The organism is Streptomyces sp. NPDC050164, from assembly GCF_044459945.1.
GTDB lineage: Bacteria > Actinomycetota > Actinomycetes > Streptomycetales > Streptomycetaceae > Streptomyces > Streptomyces coeruleorubidus_A.
Genome location: NZ_JBITJK010000004.1, coordinates 346,414 through 363,243, shown reverse-complemented (window position 1 = coordinate 363,243; position 16,830 = coordinate 346,414). Strand labels below are relative to the sequence as shown.

The 16,830-nt window shown below is 68.5% G+C and carries 16 protein-coding genes and 1 tRNA gene; 8 read left to right on the top strand and 9 right to left on the bottom strand.

Going from position 1 to position 16,830, the window contains the following annotated elements:
- Window positions 1-573: 573 nt before the first annotated feature.
- Window positions 574-657: transfer RNA gene (locus ACIBNA_RS09650), tRNA-Leu, on the bottom strand.
- Between the two features lie 474 nt (window positions 658-1,131).
- Between ACIBNA_RS09650 and ACIBNA_RS09645 the strand changes: the two genes are divergently transcribed.
- From ACIBNA_RS09645 to ACIBNA_RS09615, 7 genes are all read left to right on the top strand, one after another.
- The gene (locus tag ACIBNA_RS09645; protein WP_399164664.1) at window positions 1,132-1,995 is read left to right on the top strand and encodes an FhaA domain-containing protein; all 864 of its coding nucleotides are present in this window, start codon (window positions 1,132-1,134) and stop codon (window positions 1,993-1,995) included.
- A gap of 10 nt (window positions 1,996-2,005) precedes the next feature.
- On the top strand, window positions 2,006-2,515 hold the full coding sequence (locus tag ACIBNA_RS09640; protein WP_020273104.1) for an FHA domain-containing protein: 510 nt from the start codon (window positions 2,006-2,008) through the stop codon (window positions 2,513-2,515).
- A 140-nt stretch (window positions 2,516-2,655) separates the two neighbouring features.
- Window positions 2,656-4,209, top strand: coding sequence for a Stp1/IreP family PP2C-type Ser/Thr phosphatase (locus ACIBNA_RS09635; protein WP_399164663.1), 1,554 nt, complete (start codon window positions 2,656-2,658; stop codon window positions 4,207-4,209).
- Between the two features lie 27 nt (window positions 4,210-4,236).
- Window positions 4,237-5,682, top strand: coding sequence for an FtsW/RodA/SpoVE family cell cycle protein (locus ACIBNA_RS09630; RefSeq protein WP_399164662.1), 1,446 nt, complete (start codon window positions 4,237-4,239; stop codon window positions 5,680-5,682).
- A complete protein-coding gene (locus tag ACIBNA_RS09625; protein WP_399164661.1) occupies window positions 5,679-7,157 on the top strand; it encodes a peptidoglycan D,D-transpeptidase FtsI family protein in 1,479 nt (492 codons plus the stop codon). Before ACIBNA_RS09630 ends, ACIBNA_RS09625 begins: the two co-directional genes overlap by 4 nt.
- Window positions 7,158-7,325: 168 nt before the next feature.
- Entirely contained in the window at window positions 7,326-9,344 is a 2,019-nt protein-coding gene (gene pknB / locus ACIBNA_RS09620; RefSeq protein ID WP_399164660.1) for a Stk1 family PASTA domain-containing Ser/Thr kinase, read from the top strand.
- 66 nt (window positions 9,345-9,410) lie between these two features.
- The gene (locus ACIBNA_RS09615) at window positions 9,411-10,013 is read left to right on the top strand and encodes a hypothetical protein (RefSeq protein ID WP_399164659.1); all 603 of its coding nucleotides are present in this window, start codon (window positions 9,411-9,413) and stop codon (window positions 10,011-10,013) included.
- Window positions 10,014-10,022: 9 nt separating this feature from the next.
- Here ACIBNA_RS09615 and ACIBNA_RS09610 read toward each other — a convergent pair whose 3' ends face one another.
- Genes ACIBNA_RS09610 through ACIBNA_RS09585 form a run of 6 tightly spaced genes read right to left on the bottom strand, consistent with a single transcriptional unit; the run spans window position 10,023 to window position 14,299 of the window.
- Window positions 10,023-10,778 (bottom strand): class E sortase, encoded by a 756-nt coding sequence (locus ACIBNA_RS09610; RefSeq protein ID WP_399164658.1) that lies wholly within the window; start codon window positions 10,776-10,778, stop codon window positions 10,023-10,025.
- Window positions 10,779-10,791: 13 nt separating this feature from the next.
- Complete coding sequence (locus ACIBNA_RS09605) at window positions 10,792-11,973, bottom strand: class E sortase (protein ID WP_399164657.1); 1,182 nt, start codon at window positions 11,971-11,973, stop codon at window positions 10,792-10,794.
- Window positions 11,970-12,608: an aminodeoxychorismate/anthranilate synthase component II gene (locus tag ACIBNA_RS09600; protein WP_010032593.1), complete on the bottom strand. Its 639-nt coding sequence runs from the start codon at window positions 12,606-12,608 to the stop codon at window positions 11,970-11,972. The genes ACIBNA_RS09605 and ACIBNA_RS09600 overlap by 4 nt, the downstream gene beginning before the upstream one ends.
- A complete protein-coding gene (locus ACIBNA_RS09595) occupies window positions 12,605-12,802 on the bottom strand; it encodes a hypothetical protein (RefSeq protein WP_399164724.1) in 198 nt (65 codons plus the stop codon). The genes ACIBNA_RS09600 and ACIBNA_RS09595 overlap by 4 nt, the downstream gene beginning before the upstream one ends.
- Before the next feature lie 17 nt (window positions 12,803-12,819).
- Window positions 12,820-13,494, bottom strand: coding sequence for a class E sortase (locus tag ACIBNA_RS09590; protein WP_399164656.1), 675 nt, complete (start codon window positions 13,492-13,494; stop codon window positions 12,820-12,822).
- 22 nt (window positions 13,495-13,516) lie between these two features.
- A complete protein-coding gene (locus tag ACIBNA_RS09585; RefSeq protein ID WP_399164655.1) occupies window positions 13,517-14,299 on the bottom strand; it encodes a DUF881 domain-containing protein in 783 nt (260 codons plus the stop codon).
- A gap of 139 nt (window positions 14,300-14,438) precedes the next feature.
- Here ACIBNA_RS09585 and crgA point away from each other — a divergent pair, with 139 nt between their 5' ends.
- Window positions 14,439-14,693, top strand: a complete 255-nt coding sequence (gene crgA, locus ACIBNA_RS09580) for a cell division protein CrgA (RefSeq protein ID WP_399164654.1) — start codon at window positions 14,439-14,441, stop codon at window positions 14,691-14,693.
- A 257-nt stretch (window positions 14,694-14,950) separates the two neighbouring features.
- On the opposite strand, the gene ACIBNA_RS09575 is transcribed toward crgA, so the two are convergent.
- Both ACIBNA_RS09575 and ACIBNA_RS09570 read right to left on the bottom strand, forming a co-directional pair.
- Window positions 14,951-15,841, bottom strand: coding sequence for a rhomboid family intramembrane serine protease (locus ACIBNA_RS09575; protein WP_399164653.1), 891 nt, complete (start codon window positions 15,839-15,841; stop codon window positions 14,951-14,953).
- Window positions 15,842-15,931: 90 nt separating this feature from the next.
- Window positions 15,932-16,459: a peptidylprolyl isomerase gene (locus ACIBNA_RS09570; protein WP_399164652.1), complete on the bottom strand. Its 528-nt coding sequence runs from the start codon at window positions 16,457-16,459 to the stop codon at window positions 15,932-15,934.
- Between the last annotated feature and the right edge of the window lie 371 nt (window positions 16,460-16,830).

Genomic DNA, 16,830 nt, shown 5'->3' with positions numbered 1-16,830 from the left:
ATCCGAGCCATGGGCTACGGGCCCGTCTACGAGAAGGCCACCGCCGCGTGATGTGCCCGGCAGAAGCCAACCGCGCGCAGTGCCCCCTCAAGCCCCGCACGCTCGGCCGAGGCATCCACCTGCCCCTCGTCGACCCCGCCCCGAACCCGGCCGGCTCACCGGCGTGCTGCTCCCAGCGCACCGTCACCGTCCCTCCGGAGGCCGGCGCGAACCTCTGCTCGCCCACGGCAACCGCCGCAAACTCGCCTCCTGAGCCGACGCCATCGCCCTGGGCGGCGAACGGCCCCGCCGACGGCCCACCCGCCGCCGCAGGACCAAGCCTCTGGGCACTTGGACCCCAAGGGCCACATCACCCAGCGCTGAGACCTTCCTCACAGAGGGAACGCCCCGAGAGCTCCTCAAGCAAGATCCACAACACGAACGCGGACCGCCGACGGCCCTCAGCCACCGACGTCCGCTTCACCGTGCCCAGAGACAGACATCACACCGCAGAAACAGGAATGGGCGGCATCGCCATCGCGATGCCGCCCATTCCGTCGGTGCAGGTAGAGCACTTTCGTCGGTGCTCCACGGTGCGCGAGGGGGGAGTTGAACCCCCACGCCCTTGCGGGCACTGGAACCTGAATCCAGCGCGTCTGCCTATTCCGCCACCCGCGCATTGGGTGTGTCGTGGGCTCCTACCCCTTGGGGCCTGGCGCCTGCCGACACCCAGAACATTAGCACGCGGGGCGGGGTGGATTCACATCCCTTCTTCCGCAGGCAGACAGGCCGCCGAACCTTCGGTGCCCTGGCCACGTATCAACGCGTAGCGCTTCACGTATCAACCTCGTACCGGTACCCCCCTTCTCCCCAGGAGGCGGTCGGGGTCCACAGTCGGGTGCGGGACACTGGTCTTCGGCCGCCTCTACGATCCTTGTCAGGAGTACGCGAGAGCGGTTGCGCGGCAGCCGTAGCACCGGAGGAGTTCGAAGGGGAGCTCCACAGGGAACTTCGTCAGGCGTCGACATCCGTCGACCGGGCTGACAGGGGGAACCAGCCGATCGACCGGCGCGTGGATACGATCAGTAAGCAGTACCAGGCAAGCGGCCCGCAGGGCAGTACACAGGACGGCAGCGACGGAGGAGGTGCCCCATGGGAGTCCTGAAGAAGTTCGAGCAGCGTCTCGAAGGTCTGGTCAACGGCACCTTCGCCAAGGTGTTCAAGTCCGAGGTCCAGCCCGTGGAGATCGCCGGCGCGCTCCAGCGCGAGTGCGACAACAACGCCACCATCTGGAACCGCGACCGGACGGTCGTGCCCAACGACTTCATCGTGGAGCTGAGCACGCCGGACTTCGAGCGGCTCAGCCCCTACTCCGGCCAGCTCGGCGACGAGCTCGCCGGCATGGTGCGTGACTACGCCAAGCAGCAGCGCTACACCTTCATGGGCCCGATCAAGGTGAACCTGGAGAAGGCGGACGACCTGGACACCGGCCTGTACCGGGTGCGCAGCCGTACGCTCGCCTCCTCCAGCAGCCAGCAGGCCCCGCCAGGCGCCGCCGCGCCCGCAGCCCCGCCCGCCGGACGCCCCGGCGGCTACGGCTACCCGCCGGCCGCCGCGCCCGCGGGCGCCCCGCCCATGCCGGCCGCGCCGCCGCCCGGCGGCCGCCCCGGCGGGTACGGCTACCCGCAGCCCGCGGGCGCCCAGCGGTCCCCGGCCGCCCCGGCGGCCGGCGGACGCACCCGCCACTGGATCGAGATCAACGGCACACGCCATCAGATCTCCCGCGCGACGCTGGTGCTGGGCCGCAGCACCGACGCCGACGTGCGGATCGACGACCCCGGCGTCTCCCGCCGGCACTGCGAGATCCGGACCGGAACGCCCTCGACGATCCAGGATCTCGGATCCACCAACGGCATCGTGGTGGACGGGCAGCACACCACCCGCGCTACGCTCCGCGACGGCTCGCGGATCGTCGTGGGCAGCACCACCATCATTTACCGGCAAGCCGAAGGGTGAAGCGGGGGCAATGTCAGAGCTGACCCTCACGGTCATGCGGCTGGGTTTCCTGGCCGTTCTGTGGCTGTTCGTGATCGTGGCCGTGCAGGTCATCCGGAGCGACCTGTTCGGTACGCGCGTCACCCAGCGCGGATCGCGACGGGAGGCAGGCCGGCAGCAGCAGGCCGCCCGCCAGGCCCCGCCGCAGCAGCGCCAGCAGTCCGGCGGCGGCCGGCGCGGCCGTAACGCCCCCACCAAGCTGGTCGTGACCGAGGGCACCCTCACCGGCACCACGGTCGCGCTCCAGGGCCAGACCATCACCCTGGGCCGGGCGCACGACTCGACGATCGTGCTGGACGACGACTACGCCTCCAGCCGCCATGCCAGGATCTACCCGGACCGCGACGGCCAGTGGATCGTCGAGGACCTCGGCTCCACCAACGGCACGTACCTGGACCGGAACCGGCTGACGACTCCCACACCGATTGCGCTGGGCGCGCCGATCCGCATCGGCAAGACCGTCATCGAGCTGCGGAAGTAGTGCTACATCATGGATAGGCGCGAGCGGAGCGAGCACGCAGTGGCGGGCCCCACCCCGGGCCCCGGCGCGCTCCCGACCGGAGGGTGGGCAGTGTGGCTCGACACGACCGGCTGTACCCGGAGCCGACAGGCGAGGTGCGCATGAGTCTGTCACTGCGCTTCGCGGCCGGATCGCACAAGGGCATGATCCGGGAGGGCAACGAGGACTCCGGATACGCCGGCCCGCGCCTGCTCGCCATCGCCGACGGCATGGGCGGCGCCGCGGCGGGCGAGGTCGCCTCCTCCGAGGCCATCTCCACGATCGTCGCGCTCGACGACGACGTCCCCGGCTCCGACCTCCTCACCTCGCTCGGCACGGCCGTACAGCGCGCCAACGACCAGCTGCGCGCCATGGTCGAGGAGGACCCCCAGCTGGAGGGCATGGGGACCACCCTCACCGCCCTGCTCTGGACCGGCCAGCGCCTCGGCCTGGTCCACGTCGGCGACTCCCGCGCCTACCTCCTGCGCGACGGCGTACTGACGCAGATCACGCAGGACCACACCTGGGTGCAGCGCCTGGTCGACGAGGGCCGCATCACCGAGGAAGAGGCCACGACCCACCCGCAGCGCTCGCTGCTCATGCGCGCCCTCGGCAGCGGCGACCACGTCGAGCCGGACCTGTCCATCCGCGAGGTCCGCGCCGGCGATCGCTACCTGATCTGCTCCGACGGCCTGTCCGGCGTGGTGTCCCACCAGACCCTGGAGGACACCCTCGCCAGCTACCAGGGCCCTCAGGAGACCGTCCAGAACCTCATCGAGCTGGCACTGCGCGGCGGCGGCCCGGACAACATCACCGTCATCGTCGCCGACGTCCTCGACCTCGACACCGGCGACACCCTCGCGGGGCAGCTGTCCGACACCCCGGTCGTGGTCGGCGCCGTCGCCGAGAACCAGCACCAGCTGCAGGACAACGCCTTCATGCAGACCCCCGCCGGCCGCGCCTCCGGCCTCGGCCGCCAAGGGCACGGACAGGGCGGCGGCGGCGAGTTCGGCCCGCCCGGCTCCGGCGACACCACCGGCTACATCCCGGCGGCCGGCCTGGGCTACGGCGACGACGACTTCGACAAGCCGCGCAGGAAGGGCCGCTGGCTGAAGAGATCCCTCTACGGCGTCCTCGCGCTGGCCGTCATCGGCGGCGGCCTGTACGGCGGCTGGCGCTGGACGCAGACGCAGTACTACGTCGGCGCCGAGGGCGAGCACATCGCGCTGTACCGGGGCATCAGCCAGGACCTGGCGTGGGTGTCGCTCTCGGAGGTCGAGAGGGACCACCCCGAGATCGAGCTCAAGTACCTGCCGCCCTACCAGCAGAAGCTGGTCAAGGCGACCATCGCCGAGGGCGGTCTGGAGAACGCCCAGGCGAAGATCCAGGAACTGTCGGTGCAGGCCTCCGCGTGCAAGAAGGAGGCGCAGCGGCGTCAAGCCGAGAGCCAGAACAACTCCAAGACCGGAGAAGGCGAGGCCGGGGGCACCACGGGAACCACTCCTGCCTCCTTCACGTCCAAGGCCACACCGACACCGAACCCGTCGAACCCGTCGGGCTCGCCGTCGGCGCCTGAGAAGTCCCCGAACCCGTCCACGACCGCACCTACTCCCAGCCCCGGCCCCAGCCTCTCGGAGGAAGAGCAGAAGGTCGTCTCGCTGTGCGGTAAGCAGTAGGCAAGCCGTGAGAGGCCCTGTTACACGATGAGCGGTACGAACACATCGCACTCGCCGACGCACCACACGTCCACGATCGGCGCGATCGGTGCGCCGAGCCGGCGCAACACCGAGCTGGCGCTGCTGGCGTTCGCCGTGGTCATTCCGGTGTTCGCCTATGCCAACGTCGGGCTGGCCATCAACGACTCGGTGCCGCCGGGCCTGTTGAGCTACGGGCTCGGGCTCGGCCTGCTCGCGGGCGTCGGCCATCTCGTCGTACGGAAGTTCGCGCCGTACGCGGACCCGCTGATGCTGCCGCTGGCGACGCTGCTGAACGGGCTGGGGCTCGTAGCCATCTGGCGGCTCGACCAGTCCGAGCTGCTGCAGCAGATCAAGCAGGCAGGCACGGCCGCGCCCCGGCAGCTGATCTACACGGCCCTGGGCATCGCCTTGTTCGTCGCCGTGTTGGTCTTCCTCAAGGATCACCGCGTCCTGCAGCGCTACACCTACATCTCGATGGTCGGCGCGCTGATCCTGCTGCTCCTGCCGCTGGTTCCGGGCCTCGGCCGGGACGTCTTCGGCGCGAGGATCTGGATCCAGGTCGGCAGCTTCTCCATCCAGCCCGGTGAGTTCGCGAAGATCGTGCTCGCGGTGTTCTTCGCGGGCTATCTGATGGTCAAGCGGGACGCGCTCGCGCTCGCCAGCCGCCGCTTCATGGGCCTGTACCTGCCGCGCGGCCGCGACCTCGGCCCGATCGTCGTCGTCTGGGCGATCTCGATCCTCATCTTGGTCTTCGAGACCGACCTCGGTACGTCGCTGCTGTTCTTCGGCATGTTCGTGATCATGTTGTACGTCGCCACCGAGCGGACCAGCTGGATCGTCTTCGGTCTGCTGATGTCCGCGGTCGGCGCGGTCGGCGTGGCCAGCTTCGAGCCGCACATCCAGCAGCGCGTCAACGCCTGGCTCGACCCGATGCGCGAGTACATGCTCTCCCGCGCGAACCAGGTCGGCCACTCCGAGCAGGCCATGCAGGCGCTGTGGGCCTTCGGCTCCGGCGGCACCCTCGGCACCGGGTGGGGCCAGGGCCACTCCGACCTGATCCGGTTCGCCGCCAACTCCGACTTCATCCTCGCGACCTTCGGCGAGGAGTTGGGCCTGGCCGGCATCATGGCGATCCTGCTGCTGTACGCGTTGATCGTGGAGCGCGGCGTGCGCACCGCCCTCGCCGCCCGCGACCCGTTCGGCAAGCTGCTCGCCATCGGCCTGTCCGGCGCCTTCGCACTCCAGGTGTTCGTCGTGGCCGGCGGCGTGATGGGGCTCATCCCGCTGACCGGTATGACGATGCCGTTCCTGGCGTACGGCGGTTCCTCCGTCATCGCCAACTGGGCGCTGATCGGCATCCTGCTCAGGATCAGCGACACCGCCCGCAGGCCGGCTCCCGCTCCCGCCGCCAACCCCGACGCCGAGATGACCCAGGTGGTCCGCCCGTCATGAACAAGCCCCTGCGCCGGATCGCGATCTTCTGCGGTCTGCTCGTCCTGGCACTGCTCATCCGCGACAACTGGCTCCAGTACGTCCAGGCCGACGAGCTCAGGACCGACAAGAACAACCGCCGCGTCATCATCCAGCGCTACGCCTCCCCGCGCGGCGACATCATCGTCGGCGGACAGCCGATCACCGGCTCGACCGAGACGTCCGGCAGCGACTTCAAGTTCAAGCGGACCTACAAGGACGGCCCGATGTGGGCGCCGGTCACCGGCTACGCATCGCAGGCCTTCGGCGCCACCCAGCTGGAGTCCATCGAGGACGGCATCCTCACCGGCAACGACGACCGGCTCTTCTTCCGCAACACCCTCGACATGCTCACCGGCAAGAAGCAGGAAGGCGGCAACGTCGTCACGACGCTGAACGCCGACGCGCAGAAGGCCGCGTACAACGGTCTGAAGAAGCAGGGCGGCAAGGGCGCCGTCGTCGCCCTGGAGCCGTCCACCGGCAAGATCCTGGCCCTGGCCTCCTACCCGTCGTACGACCCGTCGTCCTTCGCCGGGAACTCCACGACGACGGACACCGAGGCCTGGCAGAAGCTCCAGAAGAAGAACAACCCGGACGACCCGATGCTCAACCGGGCGCTGCGCGAGACCTACCCGCCCGGCTCCACCTTCAAGGTGCTCACCGCGGCCGCCGCCCTGGAGGACGGTCTGTACACGGACCCGAACCAGAAGACGGAGACACCGCTGCCGTGGATCATGCCGGGCACCACGACTCCGCTGAAGAACGAGGGCAACATCCCCTGTAAGAACGCCACGCTCCGGGTCGCCCTGCAGTACTCCTGCAACACCGTCTTCGGCAAGATCGGCGCCGACCTCGGCAACGACAAGATGCTGGACATGGCCAAGAAGTTCGGCTTCACCGAGGAGCAGTTCACGCCGGTCCGCTCCAACGCCTCGGTGTTCTCCGACGACATGAACGCCTCGCAGACCGCGCTGTCCTCCATCGGCCAGTTCAACACCGCCGCGACCCCGCTGCAGATGGCCATGGTCGCCTCGGCCGTCGCCAACGACGGCAAGCTGATGAAGCCGTACATGGTCGACGAGCTCCAGGCCCGCAGCGTCGACACCCTCGAGAAGACCGACCCCGAGGAGCTCAGCCAGCCGCTGTCCTCGGAGAACGCCCAGAAGCTCCAGTCGATGATGGAGACGGTCGTCGAGAAGGGCACGGGCTCCAACGCCAAGATCCCGGGCGTCAAGGTGGGCGGCAAGACCGGTACCGCCCAGCACGGTGTCGACAACAGCGAGAACCCCTACGCGTGGTTCATCTCGTACGCCAAGGGTGACGACGGCAGCTCGCCGGTCGCCGTGGCGGTCGTGATCGAGGACGACAACGCCGTCCGTGACGACATCTCCGGCGGCGGCCTCGCGGCGCCGATCGCGAGGAACGTGATGGAGGCGGTCATCAAGAGCAAGCAGTGACCCCGCTCACGTCTGCTTCACAACGGTGCACGTTGCGATACCGGTCCTGTATCGGCTGACGGGCTTGGCCAGGTCACACAAAGCGAGCCGGGTACGGTAGGCCCGGACGGCAGCCTCCGACCGTACAAACTTCCGGTCGGGACCGACGGAGAGGGCTGGTAGGTAGCTATGGAAGAGCCGCGTCGCCTCGGCGGCCGGTACGAACTGGGCCAGGTGCTCGGGCGTGGTGGCATGGCGGAGGTCTACCTCGCGCATGACACCCGCCTCGGCCGCACCGTGGCGGTGAAGACGCTGCGCGCGGATCTCGCGCGTGACCCTTCCTTCCAGGCCCGGTTCCGCCGGGAGGCCCAGTCGGCCGCCTCGCTCAACCATCCCGCGATCGTCGCGGTCTACGACACGGGCGAGGACTACATCGACGGGGTCTCGATCCCGTACATCGTCATGGAGTACGTGGACGGCTCGACGCTCCGCGAACTGCTCCACTCCGGCCGCAAGCTGCTGCCGGAGCGGTCCATGGAGATGACCATCGGCATTCTCCAGGGCCTGGAGTACGCCCACCGCAACGGCATCGTCCACCGCGACATCAAGCCCGCGAACGTCATGCTGACGCGCAACGGCCAGGTCAAGGTGATGGACTTCGGCATCGCCCGCGCCATGGGCGACTCCGGCATGACCATGACGCAGACGGCAGCGGTCATCGGCACCGCCCAGTACCTCTCACCGGAGCAGGCCAAGGGCGAGCAGGTCGACGCGAGGTCGGACCTCTACTCCACCGGCTGCCTGCTCTACGAGCTCCTGACGGTGAGGCCCCCCTTCGTCGGCGACTCCCCGGTCGCCGTCGCGTACCAGCACGTGCGCGAAGAGGCGCAGGCCCCCTCGGTCTTCGACCCCGAGATCACGCCCGAGATGGACGCGATCGTACTGAAGGCGCTGGTCAAGGACCCGGACTACCGCTACCAGTCGGCCGACGAGATGCGCGCCGACATCGAGGCCTGCCTCGACGGCCAGCCGGTCGCGGCCACGGCCGCGATGGGCTCGGTGGGCTACGGCGGCTACCCCGACGACCAGCCGACGACGGCCCTGCGCGCGGACTCCGGCGCGGGCGCCACGTCGATGCTGCCCCCCATGAGCCCGGACGACGGCGGCTACGACGACCGCCCCGACCGGCGCCGCCAGCAGCAGCGCAAGTCCAACACCTCGACGATCCTGCTGGTGGTGGCGGGCATCCTGGTGCTGGTCGGAGCGATCCTGATCGGGCGGTGGGCGTTCAGTGGCAACGGAGGCGTGGGCGACGACACGCTCGCCGCGCCCAACTTCGTCGGTGAGACCGAGCAGAATGCCCGGAAACTCGCCACCAACGCCGACCTGGAACTGTCCTTCACCAAGAAGCCCTGCGAGGACCAGGCCAAGGGCAACATCTGCTCGCAGGATCCGACAGCCGGAACGAACGTCAAGAAGGGCGACACCATCTCGCTGGTGGTGTCGACCGGGGCGCCGAAGGTGACGGTCCCGGACGTGACAGGCCTGACGTACGAGAAGGCCCAGGCCGAGCTTGAGGACAAGGGTTTCAAGGTCGAGCAGAAGACGGAGGAGTCCGACCGCACCCCCGGTGTGGTCATCAAGCAGGACCCCGAGGGCGACACGGACCAGGAGAAGGGCTCCACGATCACCCTCACCGTCGCCAAGGAGGCGGCGAAGTCGACCGTCCCGGACGTCCTCGGCCAGAGCTGTGACCAGGCCAAGCAGCAGATGCAGGCCAGCAACCTGGTCGGCAACTGCACCGAAGTGCCGACCGGCGACGACAACCAGGTCGGCAAGGTCATCGCGACCACCCCGCAGGCCGGCACCTCCGTCGACAGGAACTCGTCGGTCAACATCCAGATCGGCAAGAAGGAAGAGCAGAAGAAGACTCCGGTGCCGAACGTCGTAGGCCAGAACGTCGGCCAGGCCAAGCAGATCCTTGCGGCGGCCGGCTTCACGAACATCCAGTTCGCGGGCGGCAGCGACCAGAGCGACAGCGCCATCGTCTCCGGCCAGGACCCGCAGGGCAACACCGAGGTCGACGACCCGGCGGGCACGACGATCACCCTCCAGACCGTCGGCTTCGGGAACAACGGCGGCAACAACAACGGCGGCGGCGGAAACGGCGGCATCTTCGGCGGCATCACCGGCCGAGAAGAGGACTGACCCGTCGGGTCGCACCCGAGTAACGGCAGGGCCCCGGCAGCCTCGACAGGGCGCCGGGGCCCTGCCGTGTGTCAGGCCGGCGGCCTGCCGACCGTGAGGAACAGGCGCATCGCGGTGTTCCGCACCGGGGCGAGCGGGCGTCGGGTGTGCACGCGCGGTTCATCAGGCGGGCGGCGCGCGCATGATCCGCCACGCCCTCGGCCCGGCCCGCCCTCGCACCGCTACGCCCTGATCCTCGAAGGCCTCGCCCGCCCCGCCGTCCGCGCACCACTGAGCCGCGCACAGGACTCCCTGATCAGCTGGGCGGCCCAGTGGCCGGCCACCCTGGGCTCACCCGAGCCCCAAGAGCACTGCCGCGTCCTGTTCGACTACCTCGACGGCATGATGTTCCACCAGGTGGTCCTGCCCCGGGCGCACTTCGGCCCCGAGCCCGGCATCCGCCTGGTGCTCGGGGCGCTGCTTCAGCGCTGGGGTCCGACGGCCAACCGTCACCGTCCGCCGCTAGGCCCTGTCGTCAAATTCCCGTCGTCCGCCCGAAGTGCGGGCCCCGCGGCGTCAGGTGCGTGCTCTCGCCGTGCCGGGCGCAGGCCCTCGTACTGGTTGTACGTGGGTCTGTGCCCGGTGCGGCGAGAGTGCGTGCATGGCGTCGCGGGGCAGGCGGGAATTTGACGACAGGGCCTAGGAGCGCAGTTCCTCCGGCGGTGTCCGGTCCGCGTTCACCTTCTCGACCCGCTCCAGCTCGCCCCACACGATGTAGCGGTACGTGCTCGTGTACACCGGCGTGCAGGTCGTCAGCGTGATGTAGTGCCCGGGCTTCTTCTTGCCGGACTCCTCGGGGACCGCCGAGAGGACCTTGACGTTGTACTTCGAGGTCTCGGGAAGGACGGCGTAGGCCTTGTAGACGTACCACTTGTCCTTCGTCTCGAAGACGATCGGGTCGCCCTTCTTTATCTTGTCGATGTTGTGGAACTTGGCGCCGTGACCGTCGCGGTGGGCGGCGAGGGAGAAGTTGCCGGTCTTGCCCGACATCGGCAGGGCCGACTTGATCGGATCGGTGTAGTACCCGGCGACACCGTCGTTGAGGATCTTGTTCGACGTGCCCTTCTCGACCAGGACCTCGCCGTTCCTCATCGCCGGCACGTGCAGGAACCCGATGCCGTTCTTGGTGTCCAGCGCACCGGGCCCACCCCGGCCGTGAGCCCAGTGGTCACGGACCTTGTCCGCCTGCTGTCCGGCCGCGCGGTCGGCGACCACGTTCGTCCACCAGAGCGAGTAGGCGACGAACAGGCCCAGGACAAGGCCGGCGGTGATGAGGAGTTCCCCGAAGACGCTCACCGCCATGGCGAACGGGCCGGGACGGCGCCGGGCCGCGGACGGCCGAGACGCAGCCGCGCCGGTGTGCTCTTCGTGCTCCGTGTCGGTGGTCGCTGCCACTGGTCATCTGCCCTTAACTGACGAGCGCATCCGGCTTGCCCTTGCTGCGCGGCCGTTCCTCGACCATCTTGCCCCATACGATCATCCGGTACTTGCTGGTGAACTCCGGCGTGCACGTGGTCAGCGTGATGTAACGGCCGGGCTCGGTGAATCCCGACCCCGGCGGGATCGGGTTCAGGACGCTCGTGTTGCTGGGCGAGGTGACCGGCAGGATCGACGCCATCTTGTAGACGTAGTACTCGTCCTGCGTCTCCACGACGATCGGATCGCCCGGAGTGAGCTTGTTGATGTACCGGAACGGTTCTCCGTGGGTGTTGCGGTGGCCCGCGAGCCCGAAGTTCCCGGTCTTGTCACTGGGCATCGCGGTCTTCAGCGCACCCTCGGCGTAGTGACCGACCATGCCCCGGTCGAGAACACCCTTGCTGCCGATGCCCTCGGCGATCGGCACGACCACGTCCAGCTTCGGGATGTGCAGGATGGCGAAGCCCTGCCCCGGCTCGAAGGCCCCCGGGTTGCGTTTGCCGTTCGCCCAGTCGTCCTGGAGGCTGCTGGCCTCCTTGCCGGCCTGTGCCTGCGCCTGGACGTTCGTCCACCACAGCTGGTAGGTCACGAACAGCAGCATCAGCACGCCGGTCGTGATGAACACCTCGCCTATCGCCCGGCTGGCCACCACCGCCGGGCCCGGCTTGCGCGCCCGCGCCTGCCGTCGCGCCTCGACCCTCGACAGCGGCGCCCGCCGCTCCTCCCGGGCCGAGTCCTGGGCCGAGCGGGTCTCCGAAGCGCCGCTATGGCGCCCGTGACGGCGTTTGGAGGCCTTTCTGCGGGCCGCGCGGCCGCCGTGGGCGGGTCCGTCGTGCCGGGTGGCGGAAGAGCCCGTAGAACCGGATATGGGGTCACCGGCCGCGGGCGGCGGATCCGGTATCCGCAGCGCCACCGTCTCCTCGTCGACGACAGGCCGGTACGGCTCGTCCGGGACGGGCTCGTACGACGCCGGGTACGACTCCGGCGCATACGGCTGTGGCTGCGGTTCCGGCTCCGACATGTACGGCTGTGACAGTGACTGCGGCTGCGGTTCCGGCCCCGGAGAAGCACCGTACGCCCCTCCACCCGACCAGTCCTCGAACGCACCCGGCACCCCGTACGACTGCTGCCCGTACGAGGTGTCGGACTCGCGCTCGGGGCGCAGCGCCGTCACGCCGTGGCCCTGCCCACCACCGGGGCGAGCCCGGCCGACCTCGCCACCGCACCCTGGTCGCCGCACTCCACCAGCCAGTTGGCCAGCATCCGGTGCCCGTGCTCGGTCAGCACCGACTCCGGGTGGAACTGCACGCCCTCGACGGGAAGTTCGCGGTGCCGCAGGCCCATGACGATGCCGTCGTGCGTCCGGGCCGTGACCTCCAGCTCGGCCGGGACCGTCGCGGGCTCGGCGGCCAGCGAGTGGTAGCGCGTCGCCGTGAAGGGCGAGGGCAGGCCGGCGAAGACCCCCCGGCTCGTGTGCTCGACCAGCGAGGTCTTGCCGTGCAGCAGCTCGGGCGCGCGGTCCACGACCCCGCCGTATGCCACCTGCATCGACTGCATGCCGAGGCACACGCCGAAGACCGGGACGCCCGTGGCGGCGCAGTGCCGGACCATGTCGACGCAGACGCCCGCCTCCTCCGGCGTGCCCGGGCCCGGGGAGAGCAGAACACCGTCGAAGCCGTCCTGGGCGTGCGCCGTCGACACCTCGTCGTTGCGCAGGACCTCGCACTCGGCGCCCAGCTGGTACAGGTACTGGACCAGGTTGAAGACGAAGCTGTCGTAGTTGTCGACGACGAGAATGCGCGCGCTCACTGGCTGTCCACCGTCACATCGTTGAAGGGCAGCAGCGGTTCCGCCCACGGGAAGACGTACTGGAAGAGGACGTAGACCACGGCCACGACCAGGGCGAGTGAGATCAGCGCCTTCACCCACATGCTCCCCGGCAGATGCCGCCAGATCCAGCCGTACATGCCGTCCCTTCCGTCGTACCACGGCACCAGACCCACGCCGTACAGCCACCAGACTAACCGCGCAACGCCTCAGGTTTCCCGGCGTCCACAGGCTGGGTGGAGTCCAGGTGCGCCCAGACGATCAGCCGATGACTGTGTCCCCATTCCGGTTCGCACGTGGTCAGCGTCAGATAACGGCCCGAGCGCGTGTACCCGGATGTACGTGGAACAGGGTCGATCACCTCGATGTCGGAGGGCACTGTTTTGTGCGGGCCTTTGTCGATCCGATACGTGAACCAGGTCATGCCGTCGGTCAGCACCACGGCGTCACCCCGCCGGAGCTTGGAAAAGTCCTTGAAGGGGTCGCCGTGGGTACGGCGGTGGCCGGCGACCGCGAAGTTCCCCTTCTGGCCGAGCTGGGCCGTCTCCGCATAGTGGCCCAGGCCCTTCTTCAGGGTGCCGGTCGCCGTGCCCTCGAGCACCGGCTTGTTCCACGTGAAACCAAGACGCGGGATGTACATGATCGCGAAGGGCTTGCCCCTGGCGTAGGGCGCCGGTTTCGGAGGGCTCGCGGGGGAGCGTGCCGTCGGCCGGGTCTTCGACCACTCCTTCCGGAGCAGTTCGATCTGGTCGTCCATGACGTCGTCGGCCTTCACGCCGGTCCAGAACAGCACGTAGACGACGAACAGCACGATCACGCTGCCGACGGTGATACACAGTTCGCTGACTGTCCTGACGATCACACGCACCGGCGGCTCCCCCAGCCAGGCTCTACTCCTCCACAGGCTTCGCGTAGTGCAGATCCACTGTGCCCGAGTAGCCGGGAAGAGTCACCGGCCCGTTCTCCTCGACTTTCCAGCCGAGCCCGTAGACATTGACGTACACCATGTAGTTCTGGATCGCCGGGGACGCCGCGAGCGCCTTCTGGAGCTTGCCCGGGTCGCCGACCGCCGTGATCTTGTACGGCGGTGAGTAGACGCGCCCCTGCAGGATCAGGGTGTTGCCCACGCAGCGCACCGCGCTGGTGGAGATCAGCCGCTGGTCCATGACCTTGATGCCCTTGGCGCCGCCCTGCCACAGCGCGTTCACCACGGCCTGGAGGTCCTGCTGGTGGATGACCAGGTAGTCGGGCTGCGGCTCGGGATAGCCGGGCAGCTTGGCGGTGGCATCCGGCGGGGCGTCGTTGAGCGTGACCGTGAGCGACTCGCCCTTGAGCTTCTGCGTGCCCGCGCGCTTCTCCAGGGCGGCGAGCTTGTCGTCCTCCGCCTTGGTGCTGCCGTCGTCGCGCTCGGCCAGAGCCTCTATCTCCTTGCGCAGGACCCCGTTGGTCTCGTCCAGCTCGCCGTTCTCCCGGCTGCGCTCGTGGATGAGATCGGACAGCTTCAGCAGCGAGGTGTCCGTGCGGATGTTGGTGCCCTTGGCGGTGTTGAAGCTGGTGAAGAATAGGAGTCCCGCGAGGGCGAAGACGGCCGCCGCGAGGATCCGCACGGGCCGGAAACGGCGCGCGCGCTCAGGGGTGGATCCCGTCCCGGGGGAGTCGGCAGAATTGCTCAACGTACCCTTATCTCCTTCGGCGCCACGGAAGCACTACGCTAACGGACGCCCGGGGGAGCACTCAGAGTCCCCTCACGCTGCCCCGAGACCGACCCAGTTACCTGCGCGGCCACGCAGCGCATCGACAGGAGAGACCCTCGTGCCGAAGTCACGTATCCGCAAGAAGGCCGACTACACGCCGCCGCCTGCGAGGCAGACGACCGCCATCAAGCTGAACAGCCGTGCCTGGGTCGCGCCCGTCATGCTGGCCATGTTCCTCATCGGCCTGGCCTGGATCGTCGTCTTCTACGTAACCGACGGTTCGCTGCCCATCGACTCGCTGGGCAACTGGAACATCGTGGTGGGCTTCGGCTTCATCGCCGCCGGGTTCGGTGTCTCGACCCAGTGGAAGTAGCGGCCACCGGACGGTGAACGCAGCTCTCCCCAGGGCTGTTCGCTGAGTTATCCACAGCCGTTTTCCACAGGTGGAAAAGAAACGACGATCTGTGGATAACTCGTCGAGCGTTGACGCCGGTATGACGGAAGTACCGGAACTCGAAAGCTTGTTCGCCCCCTGCCTGACCTGCGGAAACGTGGGTCGGCGACAGGGGGCACATGTGTTCCCGCACGCTATGCACAAGATCCGCCACCCGCTGTGGACAACACCCGCGCTCAGCTGAGCTGGGCCGTCCTCAACAGGGTCAACAGGACGACCACGCCGAGGACCAGGGCACATGTGCCGTACTGGATCAGGGCACGTCGCTCGCGCGGGGCGTGGACCATGGCGTATCCGACGACGACACCGGCGACGAGACCGCCGATGTGGGCCTGCCAGGAGATGTTGAAGCCCGGGCTGAAGGTGAAGATCAGGTTGATCACCAGCAGCGCGATGATCGGCCGCATGTCGTAGTTGAGCCGGCGCATCAACACGGCCGTGGCACCGAACAGGCCGAAGATCGCGCCGGAGGCGCCCAGCGTCGCCGTGTTCGGGGAGGTCAGCAGATAGGCCAGGGCGCTGCCCGCGAGGCCCGAGACCAAGTAGAGCGCGAGGTAGCGGACCCGGCCGAGAGCCGCTTCGAGCGGGCCGCCGAGCCACCACAGGCTGAGCATGTTGAACGCGATGTGCCAGATCTCCTGGTGGGTGAACATCGAGGTCACCATGCGGTACCACTCGCCTCCCGCCACGCCCTGTGTGGGCGTGAAGGGCGCCGGCGGCCAGGCGCCGAGCAGGACGAGGTCGTTCAGGAGCGACTCGCGGACGGAGACGGCGATGAACACCGCCAGGTTGATACCGATGAGGATCTTGGTCAGCAGGCGGGGGTCGGCGGTGACGGCGCCGCCCGCGATCGTGCGGGGCATGGCGGCCGTGGGCGCGTGCCCGGTGCCGGAGCCGCCGCGGACGCACTCGGGGCACTGGAAGCCGACGGAGGCGTTGACCATGCACTCGGGGCAGATCGGGCGCTCGCAGCGGGTGCAGCGGATGCCGGTCTCGCGGCCCGGGTGGCGGTAGCACATGGGGACGCTGTGGGCGTCCTGCGGGCTGCCCGCAGCCTGGTCGTCCATGAGATCCCCTAGGTCGTGATGAGAAAAGCCCGCCCCGCTCATCTTTACGGACGAGCGGGGCGATTGGTTCCCTGTCGGGGGCTTCCGCGTTCAGCGGGTCTCGATGACGACCGACTCGATGACCACGTCGTTGAGCGGGCGGTCGGTGCGCGGGTTCGTCTGGGTCGCGGCGATGGTGTCCACGACCTTCTGGCTGGCCGCGCCGGTGACCTCGCCGAAGATGGTGTGCTTGCGGTTCAGCCACGCCGTCGGGGAGACGGTGACGAAGAACTGCGAGCCGTTGGTACCCGGGCCGGCATTGGCCATCGCCAGCAGGTAGGGCTTGTCGAAGCGCAGGTCCGGGTGGAACTCGTCCTCGAACTGGTAGCCGGGGCCGCCGGTGCCGTTGCCCAGCGGGTCACCGCCCTGGATCATGAAGCCACTGATCACCCGGTGGAAGACCGTGCCGTCGTAGAGCCTGTCCGTGGTCTTCTGCCCCGTCTCCGGGTGAATCCACTCCCGCTCGCCCTGGGCGAGCTCGACGAAGTTCTTGACCGTCTTGGGGGCGTGGTTCGGCAGAAGCCGGACCTCGATATCGCCGTGGTTGGTCTTCAGGGTGGCGTAGAGCTGCTCAGCCACGATCTGCCTTCCGTTGTCTTTCCGTGACTCCCTGATCCTCGCATGGACGGGGCTCCGCGTCGCCCGACCTCCGTTCACCGGGGGTAAACCGGGCCGATCGCTTGCAGAAAAACCAGTCGAGTAGCCCCGGGGCGGGGGCGCGCGGCGGCGATCCGTGGCATTGTCGACGACAAGCTCCCGTTACCCCCTATTCATCCGCTATTGCATGTGATCGGCTCCCGATCAGCACTCGGTCCGCTCTTGATCGCTTTTCCGACCGAAGATGGCCCGGAGCCGGCTCCCGTGACCCGGATGCCCGCCCGCGCATGCCTGGCGGCGCACTGGGAGGCATGATCCGTAAAAGGGTGGAAAGTCGAAATACCGTACGCCAC